Annotated in this window: 27 protein-coding genes; all 27 read left to right on the top strand. The window is 41.7% G+C overall.

Going from position 1 to position 22,683, the window contains the following annotated elements; genetic code table 11:
* Positions 1-124: 124 nt before the first annotated feature.
* The 27 genes from flgB to BIV59_RS00770 all read left to right on the top strand — a co-directional run bounded on the left by flgB (position 125) and on the right by BIV59_RS00770 (position 22,669).
* Positions 125-514: a flagellar basal body rod protein FlgB gene (flgB, locus tag BIV59_RS00645; RefSeq protein ID WP_071349497.1), complete on the top strand. Its 390-nt coding sequence runs from the start codon at positions 125-127 to the stop codon at positions 512-514.
* The gene (flgC, locus tag BIV59_RS00650) at positions 514-969 is read left to right on the top strand and encodes a flagellar basal body rod protein FlgC (protein WP_071349498.1); all 456 of its coding nucleotides are present in this window, start codon (positions 514-516) and stop codon (positions 967-969) included. The genes flgB and flgC overlap by 1 nt, the downstream gene beginning before the upstream one ends.
* An 86-nt stretch (positions 970-1,055) precedes the next feature.
* Positions 1,056-1,361, top strand: coding sequence for a flagellar hook-basal body complex protein FliE (fliE, locus tag BIV59_RS00655; RefSeq protein WP_071349499.1), 306 nt, complete (start codon positions 1,056-1,058; stop codon positions 1,359-1,361).
* A gap of 95 nt (positions 1,362-1,456) precedes the next feature.
* Complete coding sequence (fliF, locus tag BIV59_RS00660; protein ID WP_071349500.1) at positions 1,457-3,046, top strand: flagellar basal-body MS-ring/collar protein FliF; 1,590 nt, start codon at positions 1,457-1,459, stop codon at positions 3,044-3,046.
* 12 nt (positions 3,047-3,058) lie between these two features.
* The gene (gene fliG / locus BIV59_RS00665) at positions 3,059-4,078 is read left to right on the top strand and encodes a flagellar motor switch protein FliG (RefSeq protein WP_071349501.1); all 1,020 of its coding nucleotides are present in this window, start codon (positions 3,059-3,061) and stop codon (positions 4,076-4,078) included.
* Entirely contained in the window at positions 4,062-4,838 is a 777-nt protein-coding gene (gene fliH / locus BIV59_RS00670) for a flagellar assembly protein FliH (RefSeq protein ID WP_139194275.1), read from the top strand. The genes fliG and fliH overlap by 17 nt, the downstream gene beginning before the upstream one ends.
* A 2-nt stretch (positions 4,839-4,840) precedes the next feature.
* Complete coding sequence (gene fliI, locus BIV59_RS00675) at positions 4,841-6,157, top strand: flagellar protein export ATPase FliI (RefSeq protein WP_071349503.1); 1,317 nt, start codon at positions 4,841-4,843, stop codon at positions 6,155-6,157.
* Positions 6,158-6,162: 5 nt separating this feature from the next.
* Positions 6,163-6,606 carry a flagellar export protein FliJ gene (gene fliJ, locus BIV59_RS00680; RefSeq protein WP_071349504.1) on the top strand — a complete coding sequence of 148 codons (444 nt, stop codon included), beginning with the start codon at positions 6,163-6,165 and terminating at the stop codon, positions 6,604-6,606.
* Positions 6,607-6,627: 21 nt separating this feature from the next.
* Positions 6,628-7,236, top strand: a complete 609-nt coding sequence (locus BIV59_RS00685) for a MotE family protein (RefSeq protein WP_071349505.1) — start codon at positions 6,628-6,630, stop codon at positions 7,234-7,236.
* Positions 7,237-7,315: 79 nt separating this feature from the next.
* Positions 7,316-8,635 carry a flagellar hook-length control protein FliK gene (locus tag BIV59_RS00690; protein ID WP_139194276.1) on the top strand — a complete coding sequence of 440 codons (1,320 nt, stop codon included), beginning with the start codon at positions 7,316-7,318 and terminating at the stop codon, positions 8,633-8,635.
* An 8-nt stretch (positions 8,636-8,643) separates the two neighbouring features.
* Complete coding sequence (gene flgD, locus BIV59_RS00695) at positions 8,644-9,294, top strand: flagellar hook assembly protein FlgD (protein WP_071349507.1); 651 nt, start codon at positions 8,644-8,646, stop codon at positions 9,292-9,294.
* A 12-nt stretch (positions 9,295-9,306) separates the two neighbouring features.
* On the top strand, positions 9,307-9,690 hold the full coding sequence (locus BIV59_RS00700) for a TIGR02530 family flagellar biosynthesis protein (RefSeq protein ID WP_071349508.1): 384 nt from the start codon (positions 9,307-9,309) through the stop codon (positions 9,688-9,690).
* A gap of 70 nt (positions 9,691-9,760) precedes the next feature.
* Positions 9,761-10,564 (top strand): flagellar basal body rod protein FlgG, encoded by an 804-nt coding sequence (flgG, locus tag BIV59_RS00705; RefSeq protein ID WP_071349509.1) that lies wholly within the window; start codon positions 9,761-9,763, stop codon positions 10,562-10,564.
* Positions 10,565-10,614: 50 nt separating this feature from the next.
* A complete protein-coding gene (locus BIV59_RS22615; RefSeq protein ID WP_083391979.1) occupies positions 10,615-10,830 on the top strand; it encodes a flagellar FlbD family protein in 216 nt (71 codons plus the stop codon).
* A complete protein-coding gene (gene fliL, locus BIV59_RS00710; protein ID WP_071349510.1) occupies positions 10,830-11,255 on the top strand; it encodes a flagellar basal body-associated protein FliL in 426 nt (141 codons plus the stop codon). The genes BIV59_RS22615 and fliL overlap by 1 nt, the downstream gene beginning before the upstream one ends.
* Positions 11,256-11,303: 48 nt before the next feature.
* Positions 11,304-12,302, top strand: a complete 999-nt coding sequence (fliM, locus tag BIV59_RS00715; protein WP_071349511.1) for a flagellar motor switch protein FliM — start codon at positions 11,304-11,306, stop codon at positions 12,300-12,302.
* Complete coding sequence (gene fliY, locus BIV59_RS00720) at positions 12,292-13,557, top strand: flagellar motor switch phosphatase FliY (RefSeq protein ID WP_071349512.1); 1,266 nt, start codon at positions 12,292-12,294, stop codon at positions 13,555-13,557. The genes fliM and fliY overlap by 11 nt, the downstream gene beginning before the upstream one ends.
* 16 nt (positions 13,558-13,573) lie before the next feature.
* A complete protein-coding gene (locus BIV59_RS00725; protein ID WP_071349513.1) occupies positions 13,574-13,936 on the top strand; it encodes a response regulator in 363 nt (120 codons plus the stop codon).
* A gap of 21 nt (positions 13,937-13,957) precedes the next feature.
* A complete protein-coding gene (locus BIV59_RS00730; protein WP_071349514.1) occupies positions 13,958-14,620 on the top strand; it encodes a flagellar biosynthetic protein FliO in 663 nt (220 codons plus the stop codon).
* A gap of 8 nt (positions 14,621-14,628) precedes the next feature.
* The gene (fliP, locus tag BIV59_RS00735) at positions 14,629-15,282 is read left to right on the top strand and encodes a flagellar type III secretion system pore protein FliP (RefSeq protein ID WP_481747404.1); all 654 of its coding nucleotides are present in this window, start codon (positions 14,629-14,631) and stop codon (positions 15,280-15,282) included.
* 17 nt (positions 15,283-15,299) lie between these two features.
* A complete protein-coding gene (gene fliQ, locus BIV59_RS00740) occupies positions 15,300-15,569 on the top strand; it encodes a flagellar biosynthesis protein FliQ (protein ID WP_071349516.1) in 270 nt (89 codons plus the stop codon).
* A gap of 2 nt (positions 15,570-15,571) precedes the next feature.
* Entirely contained in the window at positions 15,572-16,348 is a 777-nt protein-coding gene (gene fliR, locus BIV59_RS00745; RefSeq protein WP_071349517.1) for a flagellar biosynthetic protein FliR, read from the top strand.
* 1 nt (position 16,349) lies between these two features.
* Positions 16,350-17,441 (top strand): flagellar biosynthesis protein FlhB, encoded by a 1,092-nt coding sequence (gene flhB, locus BIV59_RS00750; RefSeq protein ID WP_071349518.1) that lies wholly within the window; start codon positions 16,350-16,352, stop codon positions 17,439-17,441.
* A gap of 74 nt (positions 17,442-17,515) precedes the next feature.
* A complete protein-coding gene (flhA, locus tag BIV59_RS00755; RefSeq protein ID WP_071349519.1) occupies positions 17,516-19,552 on the top strand; it encodes a flagellar biosynthesis protein FlhA in 2,037 nt (678 codons plus the stop codon).
* Positions 19,549-20,721, top strand: coding sequence for a flagellar biosynthesis GTPase FlhF (gene flhF / locus BIV59_RS00760; RefSeq protein WP_071349520.1), 1,173 nt, complete (start codon positions 19,549-19,551; stop codon positions 20,719-20,721). The genes flhA and flhF overlap by 4 nt, the downstream gene beginning before the upstream one ends.
* Positions 20,705-21,568 (top strand): MinD/ParA family protein, encoded by an 864-nt coding sequence (locus BIV59_RS00765; protein WP_071349521.1) that lies wholly within the window; start codon positions 20,705-20,707, stop codon positions 21,566-21,568. The genes flhF and BIV59_RS00765 overlap by 17 nt, the downstream gene beginning before the upstream one ends.
* A 9-nt stretch (positions 21,569-21,577) precedes the next feature.
* Positions 21,578-22,669, top strand: coding sequence for a protein-glutamate methylesterase/protein-glutamine glutaminase (locus BIV59_RS00770; RefSeq protein ID WP_071349522.1), 1,092 nt, complete (start codon positions 21,578-21,580; stop codon positions 22,667-22,669).
* Positions 22,670-22,683 lie beyond the last annotated feature (14 nt).

Consider the following 22,683-nt stretch of genomic DNA (forward strand, 5'->3'; position numbering starts at 1 on the left):
TTACGAAGTTTTGTCGATACTTCATAGACAGAACGGTTGGATTTCATTACAATAGTTACTATATTATGTTTTTTTTGTTACGAAATGAGATATTTAAAATTCCTTTCCAGAAGGGGTGAAAGAAATGAAATTATTTTCAAATACATTTCAGTCGCTGGAAAGCGCACTGGATTATTCCAGTTTAAAACAAAAAGTGCTTTCACAGAACATCGCGAATGCAGATACTCCCAATTATAAAGCTGAAGATGTAACTAAAGGATCGTTTCAGGATGCATTGGATTCATCTATTAAAGCATATAGGACGGATGCGAGACATTTTGATTTTTCAGGGGACCAGTCAAGCCAGGGTGTGATAACAAGGCAGAATGTTCAGTACAACAGCAATGGCAACAGTGTGGATATAGATAAGGAAATGAGTGATTTAGCATCCAACCAGATCTATTATAACGCTGCCTCTGATTTAATCAGCGGGAAGTTCCAGTCGCTTCAAACAATAATAAGGGGCGGTAAGTAATGGGAATGTTTCAAAGTTTAAATACAACAGCTTCAGCTCTTACAGGGCAAAGGCTCAGAATGGATATTATCTCTTCGAATATGGCCAATGCCGATACATCAAGAGCAAATTTTGTGAATGGAAAATGGGAACCGTACAGAAGGAAAATGGCTGTCATACAGCCGAAGGAAACCCAATTTTCATCCTTTTTGAACGCAGCAGCCGGACAAAATGGACAAGGTGCCGGCGGAGGCATGGAAGTAACGAAGATTGCAGAAGATCAAACGCCATTTAAACTTGTGTATGATCCTGAAAATCCGGATGCCAATGCGAATGGGTATGTCGAAATGCCGAATGTCGATCCATTAAGGGAAATGACGGACCTGATTAGCGCTACAAGGTCATATGAAGCAAATGTCACAGTTTTTAACGCTTCTAAAGGCATGCTGATGAAGGCCCTTGAAATCGGGAAGTAAATAGGTACTGTGGGGCTAGTGATTATGATTCGGGGAAATTGCCACCCCATAGCCCTTTATAAGCACATAGACAGGAGAATGATAGAATGCAGGGAATAAACCTGAACCCGGGAAACAGCATTTTTGCTGCAGGAAATACAAAAGCCCAGTCGGCTGCACCAAATGAATCTCAAAAAAGTTTTGCGTCCGTACTGAAGGATTCTATTGAAAAAGTAAACGAAGCACAGGTGAATTCGGATACATTGACTCAAAAGCTTGCCAATGGCGAAAACGTTGATCTGCACCAGGTAATGATCGCTTCCCAGCAGGCGAGCATCACTATGCAGGCAGCACTTGAGGTACGAAATAAAGTGGTAGAAGCATATCAGGAAATGATGAGAATGAATATATAGCTTCATTTTGAAACCTCTCAAGTTCCAGGAAACGATGTGCAGGATAGAAATCACTGTCCTGTCATAAATTCAAAGAGATTAACCGGGGGATTGAAATGAATGAAGCATTATTAAACTTTAAAAATAGAATTACTGGTTACTGGTCCGGGAGCACCAAAAAGCAGAAAACAATCTTTTTTGGCATTCTTGGATTAGTGGCCCTTATTATTGCACTAACCGTATTCCTGACTTCAAGAACTACACTTGTTCCGTTATACAGCAATTTATCACCATCAGAGACAGGCAATATAAAAGCAAATCTGGATGGCAAAGGAATACAATCGCAAATTGCAGATGGCGGAAAGACAATCATGGTTCCTGATGACAGTGTGGATACGCTGAAGGTTGAGCTGGCTGCTGAAGGTATTCCGAAGTCCGGAAGCATCGACTATTCATTTTTTGGCCAAAATGCCGGAATGGGCATGACAGAAAATGAATTTGGTGTACTCAAATTGGATGCCATGCAAACAGAGCTGTCAGATTTAATAAAGAATATTGATGGAGTGGATGATGCAAAGGTCATGATCACCCTTCCTGAAAAAGGCGTTTTTGTCAGCGACAACGAAGAACAGGCTTCTGCTTCCATTGTTCTTAACACAAAGCCTGGATATCAATTTGAGGATAGCCAGATCAAAGCACTTTATCATTTGGTTTCAAAAAGTGTTCCCAACCTTCCTACAGATAATATCGTCATCATGAATCAAAACTTTGAGTATTTTGACTTGAAAAGCGATAGCGATACGGGTGCAGGTGCAACTTTTGCCACACAGCAGGAAGTGAAAAAAGGCATAGAACGCGATATTCAAAGACAGGTTCAAACCATGCTCGGAACATTAATGGGCCAGAATAAGGTTGTCGTTTCTGTAACGGCAGATATTGACTTTACACAGGAGAAAAGAGAAGAAAATCTGGTTACACCTGTTGATAAAGCGAATATGGCCGGGATTGCCATCTCTGCAAAAAGAATTAATGAAACGTATACAGGAAAAGGTGCTGCAGGCGGAGTGCCATCCGGTTCAAATCCTGGCGATTCACTTGCATCCAATTATGTGTCAGGAACAGACGGCAATGGGGATTATGAACGAAAAGAAGAAACGATTAATAATGAAGTCAATAGAATTAAAAAACAAATTGTTGAAAGTCCATATAAAGTTAGAGATTTAGGGATTCAGGTGATGGTGGAGCCTCCAAAGCCAAATAAGCCTTCATCTCTGCCGCAGGCGCGTGTTAGTGATATTACGAAGATGCTTGGGACTATTGTGCGTACATCCATTGATAAGGGAGCTAATGCACAGCCATTAACCAACCAGGACATTGCAAATAAAATTTCAGTTACTGTCCAGCCTTTCAATGGCAATACCACCTTTACCCAGCCTGCACAAGCTTCTATTCCATTGTGGGTCTATATAGCAGGAGGCGTATTGCTGCTTGCAGTCATTATTCTGCTGATCTTATTTATCCGCTCAAGACGCCTTGCAGAATATGAGGAGATACTGGAAGAAGAAGAAACCATCCAAAATGTACCGGATCTCAATGATGAAATAGAAACAGAAGCTGGCTTAAAAAGAAAACAGCTTGAAAAACTGGCCAAAGAAAAGCCAGATGAGTTTGCTAAATTATTAAGAAGCTGGATTGCTGAAGATTAGGGAGGATATGAATTGAGCGAGAGAAAGAAAAAAGGCGGACTTACAGGAAAGCAAAAAGCAGCTATCCTGCTCATTTCCCTAGGACCGGATGTGTCAGCTTCTGTATACAAGCATTTGTCTGAGGAAGAAATTGAGCGGCTGACACTTGAAATTTCTGGAGTGAGAAAAGTAGATTCACAGGAAAAAGAAGAAATTATGGATGAGTTTCATAATATTGCTCTTGCACAGGATTACATTTCGCAAGGGGGGATTGGATATGCCAAGCAAGTCCTTGAAAAGGCGCTTGGCACAGATCAGGCAGCAGCCATTATCAACCGGCTTACGTCTTCGCTGCAGGTGCGGCCATTTGATTTTGCGAGAAAAGCGGATCCTGCCCAAATATTGAATTTTATACAAAATGAACATCCGCAAACCATTGCGCTGATACTATCCTATCTTGACCCTGCACAGGCAGGCCAGATCCTATCAGAACTGCCTCAGGAGGTTCAGGCGGATATCGCCAGAAGAATTGCACTGATGGACAGCACATCTCCTGAAATAATCAATGAGGTCGAACAAATCCTTGAAAGAAAGCTTTCAGCAACCGTTACACAGGATTACACACAAACAGGCGGTGTGGAAGCGGTAGTGGATGTATTGAACGGTGTCGACCGTTCTACAGAGCGGACTATTCTTGATGCCCTTGAAATACAGGATCCTGAGCTCGCAGAAGAAATCAAGAAAAGGATGTTTGTATTTGAGGACATAGTTACGCTTGATGGAAGAGCCATCCAGAGAGTTGTACGTGATTCGGATAATGAAGATTTAAAGCTGTCGCTTAAAGTGGCAAGCGAAGAAGTCAAAGAGATTGTTTTCAAAAATATGTCTAAACGCATGGTGGATACCTTCCAGGAAGAAATGGAATATATGGGTCCTGTGCGCCTTAGAGATGTGGAAGAGGCCCAGTCTCGGATTGTGGCTGTTATTCGAAGGCTTGAAGAGTCAGGGGAAATTGTCGTAGCCCGTGGCGGAGGAGATGATATTATTGTCTAGGATCATTAAGTCTTATCACGCGGCAGCAGAAAAAGCAGGGAATAAGACTATTAAAATCCGTGAATTCAGTTCATTTTTACATGCTGAAGAAGACATAGATGATCCTCTTGATGCCGCCCATGCTCATGCCGAGACAGCTGAACAGGCAAGGCATGAAGCCGAAGAAATACTGAACAGGGCAAGGAACAGGGCCAATGAATTAATCCAAGAAGCGCAGGCACAGAAAGATTTCTGGGAACAAACTGAGAAACAGCAATATATTCAGCAGGCATTTGACCAAGGCTACCAGGAAGGATTGGAGTCTGGAAGGCAAAGAGGCTACGGGGAAATGTCTCAGTCCATTGAGTTTGCCAAAACGGTAGTTGAAGCTTCAAAAAGAGATTATCAGCAGCATATTGAATCTTCAGAAAAAATCATTCTGGAGCTGGGCATTTCCGTGGCTGAAAAAATTATCGGCAAAGCAATGGAAACCGATTCAGAGTATTTCTTTTCTGCAGTAAAAAAAGCGATTAAAAATGCTAGGGAATATAGAGATATCCAGCTTCATGTCCATCCGGCACATTATGAATTCATTTTATCCCGAAAAGAAGAGCTGCTAAGCATATTTCCAAAAGAAACTGATTTCTATGTCTACCCTGATCATGATTTGAATGAAGGCAGCTGTATCATAGAATCCCAGAACGGGCGCATTGATGCCAGCATTGATACACAGCTGGAGGTAATCAAACAAAAACTCGCGGATATGCTGGAAGGGGAATGATAATGAAGGCTTGTGATCTGCTTCCTTTGATTGATGATTGTCCTGCAGTTAAACATTATGGCAGGGTTAAAAGGGTTGTGGGGCTAATGATCGAATCACAGGGTCCTGAAAGTTCAGTAGGCGATGTTTGCTTTATTCATGCCGGAATAAAGGGCAAGAAAAGAATTATCCAAGCAGAAGTGGTCGGTTTCCGGGAAGAAATGGTGATACTGATGCCGTATGATGCCATCAGTGATATATCTCCGGGATGCATGGTAGAAGCGTCCTCACAGTCACTTCAGGTTAAGGTCGGTTCAGGGCTTATCGGACAGGTGGTAGATTCATTGGGAAATCCTTTGGATGGCTCAGCACTTCCTAAAGGGCTTGCATCAGTGCCCATAGACAGGGATCCTCCTAACCCTATGGAAAGGCCGCCCATAAATGAACCCATTGATGTAGGTGTCAGAATGATTGATAGCCTGCTGACTGTCGGCAAAGGACAGCGTGTGGGGATATTTGCAGGAAGCGGAGTAGGGAAAAGCACTTTGCTTGGCATGGTCGCAAGAAATACAAATGCCGATTTAAATGTAATCGGGCTGATTGGTGAGCGAGGAAGAGAAGTCAGGGAATTTATTGAAAAGGATCTTGGCCCTGAAGGACTTGCAAGATCCATTGTTGTAGTGGCTACATCAGACCAGCCTGCATTAATGAGGATTAAAGGGGCATTGACAGCGACAGCTATCGCTGAGTATTTTCGCGATAAAGGGATGAATGTCATGCTGATGATGGATTCTGTCACACGGGTTGCCATGGCCCAGCGGGAAATTGGACTGGCGATTGGCGAGCCTCCGACTACCAAAGGTTATACTCCTTCTGTCTTTTCGATATTGCCGAGGCTTTTAGAAAGGACCGGAACGAACAAACAGGGATCGATTACAGCATTTTACACCGTATTGGTTGACGGAGATGATATGAATGAGCCTATCGCCGATGCAGTTAGAGGAATTCTCGACGGGCACTTTGTTCTAGACCGCCAATTAGCCAATAAAGGCCAGTTTCCCGCAATTAATGTTTTGAAAAGCATAAGCAGGGTCATGAATGGGATTGTCGGCCAGGAACATAAAGAGTCGGCGGAAAAACTGAGATCCTCTTTATCTACTTATATAGAGTCCGAAGACTTAATAAATATTGGTGCCTATAAAAGAGGCTCTTCTAAAGACATTGATGAAGCAATAATAAAACAGCCGGGAATCATTTCATTTTTAAAACAGGGAACACATGAAAAAATGTCCAAGGACGAAAGCATCCAGTCCCTTTTGAATTTGATGGAAATGGAGTAGATTGAATGATTTATAAGTACAAATTTGACAAAATTCTGACCATCAGGGAAAAGGAAAAAGAAGATGCCTTGGCAAAATATCATGGTGCTCTGAAAGAGTTCGAAGAGGCTGCAGAAAAGCTTTATAAACTGCTGAAGAAAAAAGAAGACTTGCAGAAATTCCAGGAAGAAAAACTTAACAAAGGGCTTTCGGTACAGGAAATCAGGCATAATCAGTCTTTTATGGATAATCTCGAGAAACTAATCGAGCATTCCCAGCTTCAGGTACTGCAAGCCAGAGAAAGAATGATCAGGCAGCAGGAGAGCTTGATGCAGAAGAACATGGAAGTTAAGAAATATGAAAAAATGAAAGAAACAGATTTTATCAGATTCCTTGATATCATAAAAGCAGATGAAAACAAGAATATGGATGAAATTTCGATCAGGCAGTTCATGAATAAGGACTACTAGGAGACTGCAAGGAGCAAATGCATGGATAAAGAAGAGAAAAAATACAATAGGCTTCAATGGTTTCTTTTTGTCGTGCTGATCCCGCTTTTATTTACCATAACGATTGCCTTAATTGTCCTTTCGTTTGCCGGGGTTAATGTAATGCATGCTTCAAAATCCCTGGCTGATAATATCCCGTTCATTTCTAAAATGACGAACAGCAGCGATAAGAACAGCAAGGCGGCAAAAGAAGGCAGTGCTGATTCAAAGAAGCAGCTTGCACAATTAGAAGCTGGTATAAAAAGCAAAACAGCGGAAGTTACTAAACTTGAAAATATTATTGACAGCAAAGATCAGGAAATCCAGCAAAACAGTGCTGAAAAGCAGCAGCTTGAAAACGAGATAAAAGACTTGAATGCCGCTCAAGCTGATAACAAAAGGGCAATGAAAGACATTATCACAACTTATGAAACAATGGCACCCAAAAAAGCGGCTCCCATTTTAACTAAGATGCCAGATGATAATGCAGTGAAGATTCTTAGCAAAATAAAAGCGGCGTCATTAGCTGCAATCATGGAACAAATGCAGCCTGCAGATGCAGCGCGCCTGACAAAAAAATTGACTGATTTCAATCAGCAGCAAACTCCATAAGTCAAGAACTATTTTAAAGGAGGTGAGAAACATAAATATTGAAAGTATTCTGCCAGCAAAGGGAAACCAGCAGGTTCAATTGGCCCAGAAAGCGGATGGAGCCGTAGACGCCTCCCAAACCTTGGGCACGTTCGGTTCTGTACTAGAAGCGGCTATATCTTTAAATGGAAATAATCAGTCCATTAAAGAAAATAACAGCCAAGGACAGAACCAGCTGAAGGTGATAGAAGATATTCTTTCATTCCTGCAGATGGACAGCAGTAAAGCGGGTGAAAACAATAGCCCATTGCCGGAAGATTTGTCAGTGAATCCAGGAAGTCCAGCATTATCCGGATTAATAGGTTCGCTATTAAAGGACAGCAGTGAAGATGAGGCCGAAAACATAACAAAGCTTCTTGGCGGCAAGACAGACTCCCTAAAAGAAGACAGTAGTGACAATTCAGGTACTTCAAAAGAGGATAACAGTTTTGCCGGGAATATCCTGCAGCTGCTTACTCTTATTCAGGATTTATCTAAGCTAAAGCCTGAGGAATGGAAGAAGATTGATCTAAAGGGTGCAGCTGAAGTATTAAAGGCGGCAAAAATCCAGGTGCTCATAACTCCTTATCAGGATATGACCCATAATGATGCGGAATTAAGCCATCAATTGAAGAGCTTTCTTGAGAAAATTTCAGGAACACTTCAAAATCTTGCAGAAAATGATTCTTTGCCTAAAGGAAAAAGCTTTTCATCAACTTTGCTAACAGCCTTTGACAATAAGGAAAATAAGTCTTTAGACATCCTCAAAAGTGCTTATTCCCGGATTATTGGGGACTCAAACACATTAACAGGAAAAAATGCAAAAACTGGAACGCAGGAAAAAGCGGGTGAGGCCGACATGCAGCCCCGTACAATAAATTCACTGCACCTTCAAATTACTAAATTAGAACAATTTGTGCTGAAAACGGAGAAAAACGGACAGCCGGTCAATCAGGAGCAATTTATTAAAGCGTTTGAAACCATATTGAGCAAAGCTCAATTAACCGGACCCGGAGGCATGCAAAAACTGCTTATAAAATTGAATCCGGAAAATCTGGGATCATTGAAAATTGAGATCATGCAGAAGGATTCAGTTATGACGGCAAAAATAGTTGCTACTACAGCCAAGGCAAAAGATATGCTGGAAACACAATTGCAAAGTGTAAAACAGGCACTATCCAGCCAAAATCTCCAGCTGGAAAAAATAGAAATTTCACAGACTGCAGGCAGCTTTTCGCAGGAAAGGTTTTTTTCAAGACAAGGAGACAACCCCGGGCATCAGGAGCGGCAAAGACAGGAACAAGTTAAAGAGGATACGGATGAAGACCGCGACCCTTTCAGTGACCGGTTTGCTGAAGTGCTACTTAATATGAAAGTGTAGGTGAAAATATGGCATCGATAGATACTTCGCTGCTGCTGTCAAGCTATCAAAACAAGCAGGAAAGAAAAACGGGGGATACTCTCGGAAAAGACGATTTCCTGAAATTGCTGATGACTCAGCTGCAGAACCAGGATCCGACAAATCCGATGCAGGATAAAGATTTCATTGCCCAGATGGCACAATTTTCAACATTGGAACAAATTACAAATATGACATCAAGCATTAATAAATTTGTCCAGACAGAGCAGCAGAATAAAATGATTGCTTATAACTCTTTTGTCGGAAAAAATGTAACCTGGCATAAACTCTCGGATAATACAGATTCAAATACACAGCAATCTTTTGATACTGGAAGCGGAACAGTAGTTTCACTTCAATTTAAGGATGACAGTGTATATTTCATTCTGGATGATGGAACGAAGCTTGAGCCGGCCAACATTTCCCAGGTAAATGATACTGCAGCCAGCACAGGAAATAACCTGTTTTCTGCAAGTGAGCTGATCGGGAAATCCGTCACATGGCTAGACGGCAGCCAAAATGAAACCACTGCCTCTGTGAAATCCGTTTCCATGAAAGACGGTAAAACATTTTTTGAACTGAATGATGCAGCAGGCACGAAATTAAGTGCAAACCAAATTATTAAAATAGCAGGTTCATAAAGGGGCGGTCTTATGGAAAAACCAGTTTTCAGGCCGGTAACACAAAACCCGATTGTATTTCCTTCAAATGGTGCAGGTGTTAGAAAAAAGGCACAGACAGGATTTGCAGGCCATCTGGAGCAGGCAGCCAGAAACGATAAGCTTACCCTCTCAAAACATGCCCAGCTTAGACTGACTCAAAGAAATATACAAATCGACCAAAGCCTCTGGGGAAAAATAGAATCAAGTGTGAAGGAAGCAAGAAAAAAGGGCGTGACTGAATCTCTTGTGCTGACAAAAGATGCGGCACTTGTGGTAAGCGCCAAGAATAACACAGTGATCACTGCCATGGACAGGGATGAAGCATCATCCCAGATATTCACCAATATAAACGGAACGATCATCCTAGATCGATAAGGCTGGACCTGAAAAGGGGGCCTCGGCTGCGGAATGACAGAAGCAGCCATAAAGAAAGGGGAACGTACACATGCTTCGTTCAATGTACTCTGGAATCAGCGGAATGAAAAACTTCCAGACAAAATTAGATGTAATCGGCAATAATATTGCCAATGTCAATACCTATGGTTTTAAAAAGGGAAGGACCGTCTTTAAGGATATGGTCAGCCAGACCATGCAGGGGGCATCAGGTCCGTCTTCTGCGACTGGAAAAGGAGGCATAAACCCTAAGCAAGTAGGGCTAGGAGCTCAAATGTCTGCAATTGATACCATTGATACACAGGGTTCTATGCAGACAACAGGGAGAACGCTTGATCTAGCCATTTCTGGTGATGGATATTTCACTGTTTATACTGGCGGATCTAACTCTGAGCAATTTTATACTAGAGCAGGGAATTTCTATCTGGATAAGGATGGTTACATTGTTAATAGCGATGGATTATATTTAAAAGGAGCTAATGGCGTTATTCAAATACTACCTGGCGCGAAAGACATAACGATCGGCAAGGATGGAACTGTTTCTTACACAAATTCCGCTGGCACTTTAACTCCAGCAGGTCAAATAGAAATGGCTAAGTTCTCTAATCCAGGAGGTCTTTCCAAAGCAGGCAACAACCTTTTTAAAGATACAAATAACTCCGGGGCCCCTGTACCTGGTGCATCTGGAACGAATGGTTTAGGTTCAATTGAATCAGGCATGCTCGAAATGTCGAATGTCGACCTTTCTGAAGAATTCACTGACATGATCGTGGCGCAGCGCGGATTCCAGGCTAATACACGCATCATAACTACATCTGACCAGATCCTTGAAGAGCTTGTTAATCTAAAACGATAAGGTAAGGGAGGGAGGGAGCTTGAGATCTTTGTTCTTTAGCTCCTATAAAAATTATTAAAGTTACGAGATTAAACGGAAAAAGTTTTACGGTCAATGCTCTTTATATAGAAACGGTTGAATCGCACCCGGATACGACCATTACATTCACAAATGGAAAGAAAATTATAGTCAGTGAGCCGGAAGATGAAATTACACGTTCGATCATTGCCTTTTATCAAGCCGTAAATGTTCTCGGATTTCGTCATGACCTGGAGGATAATGAATAATGAAAAATAAGCTTGTAACAATAATGGTGATTATACTGGTGTCCATCACATTAGTCGGGGTGCTTGCTGTAGTGGCCATTACAAAATTCAATGGAAACGGAGAAAAAAAGGATCCATCCATTGAAGAAATTGTAAAATCATCTGTTGATATTCCTGAAATCACTACCAACCTTGGAAGCGGGGATTTCATTAAAATGTCGTTTACCATCCAAACAGACAGCACTGATGCTAAAAAGGAGCTTGAACAAAGGATATTTCAGGTGAAAAACATCATTATCACTGAGTTATCAGATATGAAACCCGAGGCATTAAAAGGCAAAGCCGGCAAGATTAAATTTGAAGAACAACTGAAAACAAAGGTCAATGCTCTTATGAAAGAAGGACACATTGTACAGGTTTACATAACCTCCTCTATCCTTCAATAAAGGATATTAGCCTAAAACAGCAATCTAGGATATTTGGGAGGTGATGTTATGTCTGGTGAAGTACTTTCGCAAAACGAAATAGATGCTCTTCTCTCCGCACTTTCCACTGGGGAAATGGATGCGGATGAATTGAAAAAGGAAGAGTCAGAGAAAAAAGTAAAAGTTTATGATTTTAAGAGAGCATTGCGCTTTTCAAAAGATCAAATCCGAAGCCTGACAAGGATCCATGAAAACTTTGCGAGGCTTTTGACCACATACTTTTCCGCACAGCTTCGCACATATGTCCAAATTACCGTGGCTTCGGCTGATCAGATACCTTATGAGGAATTTATCCGGTCAATCCCGAAAATGACGATATTAAATGTTTATGAGGTGCCGCCGTTAGATGGAAGAATCCTTATGGAAGTAAATCCGAATATTGCCTATGCGATGATGGACCGGGTGCTTGGCGGACGCGGAGCAAGTGTGAATAAGGTTGATAACCTGACAGAGATTGAAACAAGAATCATGTCCAATCTTTTCGAAAAAGGATTTGAAAATCTTCAGGAAGCCTGGGCAGGCGTTTCAGCAATAGAACCGATCCTTACCGACTTTGAGGTAAACCCTCAATTTCTGCAAATGGTTTCCCCGAATGAAACGGTAGTAGTCATTTCTTTAAATACCCAGATTGGCGAAACAAGCGGGATGATTAATATCTGCATACCGCACGTTGTCCTGGAACCGATCATTCCAAAGTTATCTGTTCATTATTGGATGCAGACATCTAAGAAGGAAAGATTGCCTGAAGAAATTGAAACCTTGGAAAATCGGGTGAAACATGCCCAACTGCCGATTATAGCGGAGCTTGGACTAACTGATATCTCAATTAATGACTTTCTCCACTTAGATACTGGGGACATTATCGAACTGAATCAGTCCATTGATGCGCCATTAACCATTATGGTAGGCCAAGTCCCGAAATTCACAGGGCAGCCAGGCAAGGCCGGCAAAAAAATAGCCATCCAAATATTAGATACTTTGAAGGGGGGAGACGAAGATGGTGAGTGATGAAATGCTTTCGCAGGACGAAATTGATGCCCTCTTAAGAGGGACAGATGATATCAGCGAAACAGCAGCTCCGAATGTAGAAGACTTTTTAACTTCGATGGAACAAGATGCTCTTGGCGAAGTTGGAAATATATCTTTTGGAAGCTCCGCTACTGCTTTGTCAACTTTATTAAATCAAAAGGTTGAGATAACGACTCCATCTGTTACCTTAATCGAGAGAAACAGGATTTCAGAGGAATTTCCTCAGCCTTATGTAGCCATACAGGTAAATTACACAGAAGGATTTTCTGGTGTCAACCTTCTTGTTATTAAACAAAGCGATGCAGCCATTATTGCCGATTTAATGCTGGGCGGGAATGGAATCGAACCGGCAGATCTTCTTGGAGAAATCCAGCTGAGCGCCGTACAGGAAGCCTTCAACCAGATGATGGGATCTGCGGCGACTTCCATGTCAACCATTTTCAGTAAAAAGGTCGACATTTCGCCGCCGACAATTGATATTTTAAATATTGAAGAAGGAAAAGGAGAAGAGACCATTCCCCAGGAAGATTATCTGGCCAAAATTTCCTTCAGGCTAAAAGTGGGGGAATTGATTGATTCATCGATCATGCAGCTTCTTCCTTTGCATTTTGCAAAAAGTCTTGTAGACCAATTGCTGAATCCGCAGAGCGATGAAGCATTCGTGTCCAATGGTTCGCCAGCTGGACATGAACAAAATCATGCCAAAGAAACACAACAGGCTCCTTCTGTATCTTCCCATACAGAGGCTGTTGACGAGAGCCGGATTTCCAATGAACATCAGCAATCCTATAATGGAAATGACCATGCATATGGAGGGTACACACAGCAGCACACACAGGCTTCTGCTCCGGTGCACCAAAACCCTGGAACTCCTCAGCATTTGGGATCTTCATATCAAGATACCAATCAGAAAGTGAATGTACAGCCGGCAAGTTTTTCAGAATTCCAGCCATATCCCTTGCAGGAGACGGAAACGAAAAACCTTAACATGCTATTGGACATACCCTTACAGGTAACGGTGGAGCTTGGAAGAACTAATCGTTCGGTAAAGGAAATTCTTGAATTATCTTCAGGATCCATCATCGAACTTGATAAGCTGGCAGGAGAACCGGTTGATATCCTGGTTAACAGCCGACTGATAGCCAAAGGAGAAGTAGTTGTCATTGATGAAAACTTCGGAGTAAGAGTAACAGATATAGTCAGTCAATCAGATCGTTTAAAAAAACTTAGATAATCAGGGGGAAAATAAAATGGCACACAAAATATTGATTGTTGATGATGCAGCTTTCATGAGGATGATGATTAAGGATATTTTATCAAAAAATGGTTTTGAAATTGTAGGAGAAGCAGCAGACGGGGCACAGGCAGTGGAAAAATACCGTGAAACACAGCCGGACCTGGTCACAATGGATATTACAATGCCTGAAATGGATGGCATTTCTGCCTTGAAGGAAATTAAAAAACTAAATCCTAATGCCAAGGTCATCATGTGCTCCGCCATGGGGCAGCAAGCGATGGTCATCGATGCCATCCAGGCCGGCGCAAAAGACTTTATCGTTAAACCATTCCAGGCTGACCGTGTATTAGAGGCTATTAATAAAACATTAAGCTAACACATAAGAGGTGTCATCATCTTGGCGTTCATAACAAAAATAACTTTTGCTTTGCTGCTTCTTTTTGCTGCTCCTATTACATCGGCTGATTTTGCACAAGCCTCTTCTCTTGATAAAAGTGTAAAAGATGCTTATGCCAAGACGAATGACGATCAGGGAAACAGCAAAAAAGAAACAGCAAAAGAATCTGCAAACCTCCAAGCGGGAAGTGCCGGATTAACATTCATGGATTTTTTACGGGTAATCCTCGCTACGATATTTGTAGTGGCACTTCTTTATCTGCTGCTGAGGTTTATGAATAAAAAAAGCAAGGCCTATCAAAAAGCAAACTTTATCGAAAATCTGGGCGGTGCAAGCCTTGGCTCAAACCGCTCTGTCCAGCTCATCAAGGTGGGGGGCAGGATGCTTGTTGTGGGAGTGGGAGAAAACATACAGCTGCTGAAGGAAATAGATGATCAAGCCGAGTATAAGGAAATCCTTGATAATTACAATGGCAGAATGGATCATTTGCTTCAGCCGGCTGATATTCTTTCAAAGTTGAAGAAGAAGATCGACAGCAAAAAAAAGGAAGGTTCGGGCGGTTCAAGCTTTTCGCTGCGGTTGAAAGAACAGCTCGCAGAAATGTCTGAAAGCAGAAAAAGAACTTTCAAGGAAATGGAAAAGAAGGGAAGAGACACAGAGTGAATCAGTTCATGGAATTTTTTAACGGCAGCGATCCCGGAAATGTCTCTACTTCCGTAAAACTAGTCCTTATGCTTACTGTGCTGTCGCTTGCGCCAAGCATCCTGATTTTGATGACTTGCTTTACGAGGATTATTATCGTGCTGAGTTTTGTTAGAACATCGCTTGCAACTCAGCAAATGCCTCCCAATCAGGTAATTGTAGGGCTTGCGCTCTTTCTGACATTTTTCATTATGGCTCCCACTTTTCAGCAGGTTAATGAAAAGGCCCTCACTCCATTATTTGAGGAGAAAATAAATCTTGAACAGGCATATGACCGTGCGTCCGTGCCATTCAAAGAATTCATGAGCGCCCATACCAGGCAAAAAGATCTTGCATTATTCCTGGATTATGCAAAAATAAGCAAACCAAAAACCATTCAGGATATCCCATTGACAGCCATGGTTCCTGCATATGCAATAAGTGAAATTAAAACAGCATTTCAAATAGGCTTCATGATTTTTATACCCTTTCTTGTCATTGATATGGTTATTGCGAGTGTGCTGATGTCAATGGGAATGATGATGCTGCCGCCGGTAATGATTTCCCTTCCATTTAAGATCCTTCTATTTGTTCTGGTGGACGGCTGGTATTTAGTTGTGAAATCTTTATTACAAAGCTTTTAGTAAAGCAGGTGAAGAATATGAGTCCCGATTTTGTTGTTCAAGTCGCCAAGCAAGGCATATATACCATCCTGATTGTTTGCGGGCCGCTCATACTGATAGCTCTTGGTGTAGGCCTTCTTGTGAGCATATTCCAGGCGACTACGCAAATCCAGGAACAGACTCTCGCGTTTGTCCCGAAAATTGTAGCGGTGCTGCTGGGTTTGATTCTGCTCGGTCCGTGGATGCTGAGCCATATGCTGTCATATGCAAATGAAATATTCAGCAATCTGAATCAGTTTGTAGGTTAATCATGCAAAATATATTGCCTTATTTTCCTGCATTTTTATTAGTGTTCGTGCGTGTGTCTTCATTTTTTGTGACCATGCCGTTTTTCTCATACCGTACTGTGCCCAGTTCTCATCGGATAGGCCTCAGCTTTTTTCTTTCCTGGATTATGTACTATTCAATTAAGGCACCCATTATTGAATTAGATTCAGCCTATTTCCTGCTCATATTAAAAGAGATGCTGGTAGGTTTGATGATTGGTTTCGCAGCCTATATGATACTTTCCGCCGTACAGATTGCAGGAGGATTCATTGATTTTCAGCTTGGCTTCAGCATTGCCAATGTAATTGATCCCCAGACCGGTACCCAAAGTCCGCTCACTGGCCAATACTTATATACCATCGCTCTGTTATTTTTATTAGGATCAGACGGCCACCACTTATTGATGGATGGCATATTTTACAGCTATCAGTTTATCCCGATAGACAAAATGTTCATTCCATTTGGGAGCGAAAATCTTATGCTGTACATGGTTAAGGCTTTTAATCAGACTTTCATTATTGCCTTTCAGATGTCCATACCTGTTGTGGGAAGTTTGTTTCTGGTAGACGTGGGGCTTGGAATTGTCGCACGGACTGTCCCGCAGTTAAATATTTTCGTAGTGGGGATACCAGTTAAGATTGCAGCAGGGTTTCTCGTTCTTATTGCTGTAATGGGCATGATGATGGTGGCTGTGCAGCATCTATTTGGGTATTTGCTCATTACCATGAGAGGGCTGATGAAGCTCATGGGAGGAACATAGGATGGATGTAAACTGGCTTCGTTTGGATCTGCAATTTTTCGCAGGGGAAAAAACAGAAAAGGCTACACCAAAAAAGAGAGAAGATGCCAAAAAAAAAGGGCAGGTGGCAAAAAGCCAGGATATCAATACAGCTGCCGTTTTGCTTGCTGTTTTTCTTGTTCTGTTATTTTCAGGCACTTATATGAAAGATCAGTTTTTAGGACTTATGAAGGAATCTTTTCAAAAAGATTTTATGCTTTATAAGCTGACAGAAGAAAATACCCAGGCTATGCTTGTTCATATTCTGAAAAAAATGGCCCTTATACTGGCACCGATTCTTGGAGCAGCATTAGCTGCAGCGGCAGCAGCCAATTTTATGCAGGTAGGATTCTTATTTTCCACAGAAAGCATTCAATTTAAACTCGATAAAATAGACCCGATAAAGGGTTTTAAACGAATATTTTCTCTTAGGGCAATCGTCGAACTTTTAAAATCCATTTTGAAAATATCATTCGTAGGCCTGGTAACCTTTTTTGTTATCTGGCAGCGAATGGATGAAATCATGACACTTTCTCAAAAAAGTGCAGGGACGGCCATGATTACTCTGGCCGATATCACGATAAAAGTGGGCCTGTATGCAACAGGCGCTTTGCTGTTTTTGTCTCTTTTAGATTACATGTATCAAAAATTTGACTTTGAAAAAAATATTCGGATGTCCAAACAGGATATCAAGGACGAATATAAAAATATAGAGGGCGATCCCTTAATTAAGTCGAAAATCAAACAAAAGCAAAGGGAAATGGCCATGCAGCGGATGATGCAGGAAGTGCCGAAAGCAGATGTGGTCATCACAAACCCGACACATTTTGCCATAGCCCTTAAATATGATGAAGATAAACTGGATGCACCCTTTGTAATTGCAAAAGGTGCTGACTTTATCGCCCAGAAAATAAAACTTGTTGCAAAAGAAAATGACATCATTATGATGGAAAACCGGCCTCTCGCAAGGGCACTTTATGATCAGACTGAAATAGGCCAGGCAATTCCTGAAGAATTCTTCAAAGCAGTTGCTGAAATTCTGGCTTTTGTATATAAGACAAAAGGCAAGATATAAAATTGGACAGGCTGTATATGCCTTGAACACTTGATATAAACACGCAGTAAAATCAGTTAGGAGAGAAAAGTAATATGTCAGCAAGAGATTTAACGGTTTTGATAAGTGTCATAATGATTGTTGCCATGCTGATCATACCCCTGCCAACATGGTTGTTAAGTATATTGATTTTATTGAATATTTCTCTTGCACTTCTTGTTATTCTTACCACTATGAATATGAAGGAGCCGCTTGAATTCTCCATTTTCCCTTCGCTGTTATTGCTGCTTACGCTATTCAGGCTTGGGCTGAATGTTTCGACTACCCGTTCTATTTTAACTAAAGGGGATGCCGGTGGAGTAGTCGAAACGTTTGGAACCTTTGTTGTTGGCGGAAATGTTCTTGTCGGACTAGTTGTATTCCTTATCTTGATCATTATCCAGTTTATCGTAATCACAAAAGGATCTGAGCGTGTATCCGAGGTAGCAGCCCGTTTTACTTTAGATGCGATGCCAGGTAAGCAAATGAGCATTGATGCAGATTTGAATGCAGGAATGATTTCAGAAGCTGAGGCACGTGAGCGGCGGGAAAAGGTAGGAATGGAAGCAGACTTTTACGGGTCCATGGACGGAGCCAGCAAGTTTGTCAAAGGTGATGCCATTGCAGGAATCATAATTGTCCTGATAAATCTTATTTTTGGAATGGTCATTGGGATTTTGCAGCAGGGAATGGGTTTCAGTGAAGCCGCATCCCACTTTTCTCTCCTTACAGTCGGGGACGGAATTGTCAGCCAGGTTCCGGCCCTCCTGATTTCAACGGCAACAGGTATTGTTGTAACAAGAGCTGCCTCAAAAGGAAATCTGGGCTCTGACATCACATCACAGCTGCTGGCCTATCCAACTATGCTTTATGTGACAGCAGCTACCATCTTTCTTCTCGGGCTGTTTACGCCTATCACTGATTTATTGACTATACCTATCGCGGGATTGCTTGCATTTGCAGGCTACAGTATTAAAAAGAAACCCATGCCTAACGAATTGGAACTGCAGGAAATGGAAGAAGAAATTGATACAGAAGAAATGAAAAGCCCTGAAAGTGTTGTCAATCTTCTGAGTGTTGATCCGATTGAGTTTGAATTTGGCTACGGTCTGATTCCTCTTGCTGATGCAAATCAGGGCGGAGATCTTCTTGACCGTGTGGTGATGATCCGAAGGCAGCTGGCCATTGAAATGGGTCTTGTCATCCCTGTTGTCAGAATCCGGGACAATATTCAATTGAATCCCAATGAATACCGTCTGAAGATCAAAGGTAATGAAATGGCCCGCGGAGAACTTTTACTTGATCATTACCTTGCCATGAGCCCAGGCATTGAAGATGATTCCATAGATGGCATAGATACGATTGAGCCATCTTTCGGATTGCCGGCCAAATGGATTGCAGAAGATGTGAAAGAGCATGCAGAAATGATGGGATATACTGTGGTGGATCCCCCCAGTGTGGTTTCCACGCATATTACCGAAGTCATTAAAGCAAATGCGCATGAATTATTAGGCAGGCAGGAAACGAAGCAGCTGATCGATCACTTGCATGAAACAGCACCTATTCTAGTGGATGAAGTGACACCTAATCCATTAACCATTGGTGAAGTGCAAAAGGTGCTTGGTAAATTGCTCCGCGAAAAAATATCAATACGGAATCTTCCAGTTATTTTTGAAACGCTGGCAGATTACGGAAAGATGTCTTCTGATACCGATTTGCTCACTGAATATGTACGCCAGAATTTAGCAAGGCAAATTACGAACGAGCTGTCTTCAGGAGAAGAAAGCCTGAAAGTTATCACTCTCTCTGGCAGGGTGGAAAAAACGATAGCAGATTCCGTTCAGCAGACAGAGCATGGCAATTATCTTTCATTGGATCCCAATGATTCCCAGGAAATACTGGAATCCATTTCTTCAAAGCTTGAAGAGCTGGCACTTATGGAGCAATCTCCCATCGTCCTCTGTTCTCCAGCTGTCCGTATGTATGTAAGGCAATTAACAGAAAGATATTTCCCGCAGGTTCCGATTCTTTCTTATAATGAGCTGGAATCAAATATTGAAGTACAAAGTGTTGGGGTGGTGAACATAGGGTGAAGGTAAAAAAGTATACGGCGTCTTCTATGTCAGAAGCCATGAAGCAAATACGGGAAGAGCTCGGGGCGGACGCAGTCATCTTAAATTCAAAACCGCTATTTTCCGGCGGATTTCTTGGTTTATTTAAAAAAAGAAGCATCGAAGTAATAGCTGCTGCTGATCCCGACAGCAGCAGCCTTCAAGCAAGAAAGCAAAAAGAGAGAAAACAGCCGGCTGTTCCAAAAGCTGATAACAGCATGGCGGCAAAGCCTTCACCACCTTCACTACATCAGCCTATGCAGCCGCAGCCTGATGTGGTGAAGGAATTAGCAGATTTAAAATCTCTGATTCTAAAAATGCAATCCAAGGATTCTCAAAAAAATTTACCGGAGCCTTTAAGGGAAATTTGGGATGCTCTCTGCGTGCAGGAAGTAGATGAAGCCATTCTTGCCGAAATCATGGAGAAACTGATGCTCAGGTGGCAGGAAGCTGGAGGTGGCATCCCTGAAGAAAAGCTGAATCAGTATAGTAAAGAGGCACTTCTTGATAAAATGCCAACAGGTGCGTTCGCTGCAAGTAACTTTGAAAAAAAATATATTACGATAGTCGGTCCTACTGGAGTCGGGAAAACTACTACATTGGCAAAAATAGCTGCTGAATGTATTTTAAAACAAAATAAAAAAGTGGCTTTTATTACTACGGATACATACAGGATTGCTGCGATTGACCAGCTGAAAACATATGCAAAGATTCTGAATGTGCCTATCGAGGTTGCCTATAATCTGGAGGATTTCAGGAAAGCCGCCGAGAGGTTTTCGCATTATGATGCGGTATTTATTGATACGGCAGGCAGAAATTTCAGAAATCCCCAATATGTTAGTGACTTAAAGGATATTATCGATTTTTCTTATGATACTGAATCCTATCTTGTTTTGTCACTGACATCTAAACAAAAAGATATGGAAGATATATATAAACAGTTCTCAGCTATACCTATCAAGCAGCTGATTTTCACAAAAGCGGATGAAACGGCCACATATGGAGCAATGCTTAATTTTTTGATTCATCAGCAAGTAGGTGCGGCATATATAACAAATGGACAAAATGTTCCTGATGACATTGAGAAAGCAACACCGGAAAATATAATAGAAACTGTTTTTGGAGAGAAAAAATATGAAGGATCAAGCTGAAAGCCTGAGGATGATGCTTAATAGCCGGAATGATGGAAAGCTGGCTAAAACTCTCGCTGTCATCAGCGGAAAGGGCGGTGTGGGCAAATCCAATTTTTCCTTGAATTTCTCCATCGCGCTCTCCAAAAAAGGGTATAAGGTGCTGGTATTCGATATGGATATCGGTATGGGGAACATAGATATTCTGATGGGGAAACATCCGCAATATACGATTCTTGATTTTTTTGAAAGAGAAATGAAGCTAAAAGAAATCATATCAAACGGCTATGAAAATATTTCTATTATTGCAGGCGGAACAGGACTATTACATTTATTTTCTTTAAAAGAAGAGATGTTTGGCCGTTTTTCACAGGAATTCAATAGTATTCTCGAAGAGTATGACTTTATCCTGTTTGACATGGGAGCCGGTCTTAGTGAAGATTCGGCTAAATTTTTATTATGTGTTGAAGAGCTGATTATTATTACAACCCCTGAACCCACCTCTGTGATGGATGCTTATTCGGTTATGAAATATATTTATTTGCTGAATGATTCCATGCCTTTTCACCTGGTCTGCAACAGGGCAGATAACAGAAAAGAGGGGATGGACACTATTGCAAGGGTACAAAATGCCGTAAAAAGGTTCCTTAATAAAGAAATTAGCCCGCTCGGCATTTTGCCGGATGACAAAACTGTATCTAAAGCTGTGGCTAAACAGGTTCCATTCATGATTTTTGCCCCAAATGCTAATGTTTCACGATCTCTTACCGATATTACAACTAGATTTATCAATAAAGCCCCCAATTTCACTGATCCGAAAAGCAAGGGCTTCATGCAGAATGTTAAAAGATACTTGTTAGGGAGGTAGGCCTTAATAATGTCTAAAATTAAGGTTTTAATTGTAGAAGATTCCGCTTTTATGAGAAAGCTTATCTCCGAATTTTTGAATGAAGACAGCAGAATTGAAATTATCGGGATCGCCCGGAACGGCAAGGATGCTATAAGGAAAATTAAACAATATCAGCCTGATGTCGTAACTATGGACATTGAAATGCCGGTTATGGATGGGCTATGCGCCCTTAAGCGGATTATGGCGGAATGCCCCGTTCCAGTTATCATGCTTTCAAGCTCTACAAGGGCTGGAGCTGAAAATACCCTGTCTGCGATGGAAAACGGCGCTTTTGACTTTATTGCAAAGCCTTCCGGGATGATATCGCTTGATTTGCATAAAATCAAAAGTGATTTAATTGAAAAGATAGTGGCCGCCAGCAAAGCCAATATCCAGAATCTCCGGAACAGTACAGATGATGTTGAAAAACAGGTGCTTACATGCAATGGATATAGGGATAAAGTTCTGGTCCGAAAGATGGTTCCGGAACAATCGCTATGGGAGAAAGAAGGAAAAAAAATTATTGTTATCGGTACTTCTACGGGCGGACCAAGGGCTCTTCAGGAAGTTTTGACAAGGATTCCTAAAAATATCGAGTCTCCTATTATCATTGTTCAGCATATGCCGCCCGGATTTACCAAATCACTCGCGAAAAGGCTTAATTCACTTTGCGAAATAGAAGTCAAAGAAGCAGAAGACGGTGAGATCATTAAAAATGGCACCGCATATATCGCTCCTGGAGGCTTTCATCTCAAAATGAAAAAAAATGGGGCAAGCCTTTTTGCAGTACTTGAACAATCAGAGCAGAGAAACGGCCATAGACCTTCTGTGGATGTTTTGTTTGAATCAGCAGGCGAGCTGCAGGATTATGCCAAAATTGCCGTCATCATGACAGGCATGGGCTCTGACGGTGCAAAAGGGCTTGTCAGCATGAGTGAAAAAGGCATGGTAAAAGCGATTGCTGAGTCACAGCAAACCTCCATTGTTTTTGGAATGCCAAAAGCAGCCATCAGTACGAACTTAATCGATTCAGTAGAGAATGTTGAAAATATAGCAAATGCGATAGTCAGCTATTGCTAATTGAGGAGAGCGGA

The organism is Bacillus sp. MUM 13 (assembly GCF_001866725.1).
Classification (GTDB): Bacteria; Bacillota; Bacilli; order Bacillales; family DSM-1321; genus Peribacillus.

What these genes read in the sequence shown, in the direction of transcription:
- flgB (WP_071349497.1), top strand. Translation starts at nt 125, where the DNA reads ATGAAATTATTTTCAAATACATTTCAGTCGCTGGAAAGCGCACTGGAT.
- flgC (WP_071349498.1), top strand. Translation starts at nt 514, where the DNA reads ATGGGAATGTTTCAAAGTTTAAATACAACAGCTTCAGCTCTTACAGGG.
- fliE (WP_071349499.1), top strand. Translation starts at nt 1,056, where the DNA reads ATGCAGGGAATAAACCTGAACCCGGGAAACAGCATTTTTGCTGCAGGA.
- fliF (WP_071349500.1), top strand. Translation starts at nt 1,457, where the DNA reads ATGAATGAAGCATTATTAAACTTTAAAAATAGAATTACTGGTTACTGG.
- fliH (WP_139194275.1), top strand. Translation starts at nt 4,062, where the DNA reads ATGATATTATTGTCTAGGATCATTAAGTCTTATCACGCGGCAGCAGAA.
- fliI (WP_071349503.1), top strand. Translation starts at nt 4,841, where the DNA reads ATGAAGGCTTGTGATCTGCTTCCTTTGATTGATGATTGTCCTGCAGTT.
- fliJ (WP_071349504.1), top strand. Translation starts at nt 6,163, where the DNA reads ATGATTTATAAGTACAAATTTGACAAAATTCTGACCATCAGGGAAAAG.
- BIV59_RS00685 (WP_071349505.1), top strand. Translation starts at nt 6,628, where the DNA reads ATGGATAAAGAAGAGAAAAAATACAATAGGCTTCAATGGTTTCTTTTT.
- flgD (WP_071349507.1), top strand. Translation starts at nt 8,644, where the DNA reads ATGGCATCGATAGATACTTCGCTGCTGCTGTCAAGCTATCAAAACAAG.
- BIV59_RS00700 (WP_071349508.1), top strand. Translation starts at nt 9,307, where the DNA reads ATGGAAAAACCAGTTTTCAGGCCGGTAACACAAAACCCGATTGTATTT.
- flgG (WP_071349509.1), top strand. Translation starts at nt 9,761, where the DNA reads ATGCTTCGTTCAATGTACTCTGGAATCAGCGGAATGAAAAACTTCCAG.
- fliL (WP_071349510.1), top strand. Translation starts at nt 10,830, where the DNA reads ATGAAAAATAAGCTTGTAACAATAATGGTGATTATACTGGTGTCCATC.
- fliM (WP_071349511.1), top strand. Translation starts at nt 11,304, where the DNA reads ATGTCTGGTGAAGTACTTTCGCAAAACGAAATAGATGCTCTTCTCTCC.
- fliY (WP_071349512.1), top strand. Translation starts at nt 12,292, where the DNA reads ATGGTGAGTGATGAAATGCTTTCGCAGGACGAAATTGATGCCCTCTTA.
- BIV59_RS00725 (WP_071349513.1), top strand. Translation starts at nt 13,574, where the DNA reads ATGGCACACAAAATATTGATTGTTGATGATGCAGCTTTCATGAGGATG.
- fliP (WP_481747404.1), top strand. Translation starts at nt 14,629, where the DNA reads ATGGAATTTTTTAACGGCAGCGATCCCGGAAATGTCTCTACTTCCGTA.
- fliQ (WP_071349516.1), top strand. Translation starts at nt 15,300, where the DNA reads ATGAGTCCCGATTTTGTTGTTCAAGTCGCCAAGCAAGGCATATATACC.
- fliR (WP_071349517.1), top strand. Translation starts at nt 15,572, where the DNA reads ATGCAAAATATATTGCCTTATTTTCCTGCATTTTTATTAGTGTTCGTG.
- flhB (WP_071349518.1), top strand. Translation starts at nt 16,350, where the DNA reads ATGGATGTAAACTGGCTTCGTTTGGATCTGCAATTTTTCGCAGGGGAA.
- flhA (WP_071349519.1), top strand. Translation starts at nt 17,516, where the DNA reads ATGTCAGCAAGAGATTTAACGGTTTTGATAAGTGTCATAATGATTGTT.
- BIV59_RS00765 (WP_071349521.1), top strand. Translation starts at nt 20,705, where the DNA reads ATGAAGGATCAAGCTGAAAGCCTGAGGATGATGCTTAATAGCCGGAAT.
- BIV59_RS00770 (WP_071349522.1), top strand. Translation starts at nt 21,578, where the DNA reads ATGTCTAAAATTAAGGTTTTAATTGTAGAAGATTCCGCTTTTATGAGA.